Source organism: Oleiphilus sp. HI0117, assembly GCF_001635235.1.
Genome location: NZ_LWGA01001499.1, coordinates 1 through 1,153, shown reverse-complemented (window position 1 = coordinate 1,153; position 1,153 = coordinate 1). Strand labels below are relative to the sequence as shown.

Below are 1,153 nucleotides of genomic sequence, written 5' to 3'. Positions count from 1 at the left end.
TTACATGTACCTTTACCCTGCACTAGGTAATAACGAAGGTTCATTAGGTTGGACTCAACTTAATCAGTTAGACGCCCAAATGGAAAAGAATAGAGCGGACCGCGCTGCCTTCTTTTCTCAATTTGAGGGCAAAACAGCTGAAGAACTTCAAGCAAATACTGAAGCAATGAAAACTGCTTCACGCTTGTTTGACAATAACTGTTCGCAATGCCATGGTTCCGATGCTAAAGGCTCAAAAGGCTTTCCGAATCTTGCAGATGATGACTGGCTATACGGAAATAGTTCAGATTTGATTTCGCAGTCAATTCTAAATGGCCGTCAAGGCGTGATGCCTGCTTTCGGCGCAATTTTAGATGACACGCAAAGATCTGACCTTACTCAGTACGTGCTTAGCTTAAGCAATCAGTCCACTGACGCGACCAAAGCAGAACAAGGCAAGGCAAGCTTTGATATGCAATGCGCTGCTTGCCATGGCATTGACGGTAAAGGCAACCAGCTGCTTGGTGCGCCCAACCTTACTGACAATATTTGGTTATATGGCGGACTGTTAAGAGATATTGACGCCACGATAGCCAATGGACGTAACGGCAACATGCCGTCGCACAGACATTTGTTTAGTGAGCAAGAAGCTAAAGTTCTATCAGCTTATATTTTGTCTCTATAACTTTGTCATCAAGGTGTAATTCAGCGCCCAATCATTTATATAGGCGCTGAATTACACCAATATTTATAATGATCCGAGGTCAATGATGATTCGAATTATCATATCGCAACTACGCACGATTGTTCCCGAGGAAGAATTACAGTCGAAAGTTTTCTGGCGCTCATTTGGTGTTATGGCTTGGGTGTCTTTTTTATGCGCAGCACTGGCAACAATGCTTTTCTTCGCAGCATTTGATCCGATAGAGTTATCAAGTATCGCGACTTTCCCTGTAGAGTTTAGCCCAAATGCTCTATATACATTAGGCTTTTTCCTCTTTTGGGTGTTTGGTTTTAGCTGCACAGCTTTGAGCTGTGTCTTATTGGCCCTACCTCTTGCCAAACGACAAAAATCCTTGTCAGAACATTACGATGAGGAAGCTGACTAGTCGGCTCAAGACAAAAACAACTTGCAGCTGCTCCTAGGCCTGCAGGCATCTAGTTCTATCTGTTT

Annotated in this window: 2 protein-coding genes; both read left to right on the top strand. The window is 43.5% G+C overall.

What is annotated here, in order from left to right; all coding sequences use genetic code 11:
* Positions 1-664, top strand: a 664-nt coding sequence (ccoP, locus tag A3757_RS24760; protein ID WP_156506576.1) for a cytochrome-c oxidase, cbb3-type subunit III, incomplete at its 5' end; no start/stop codon positions are given.
* 82 nt (positions 665-746) lie between these two features.
* Positions 747-1,088, top strand: coding sequence for a hypothetical protein (locus tag A3757_RS24755; RefSeq protein WP_156490703.1), 342 nt, complete (start codon positions 747-749; stop codon positions 1,086-1,088).
* Positions 1,089-1,153: the final 65 nt, after the last annotated feature.

Coding starts and splice junctions, on each gene's coding strand:
- A3757_RS24755 (WP_156490703.1), top strand. CDS start 747: ATGATGATTCGAATTATCATATCGCAACTACGCACGATTGTTCCCGAG.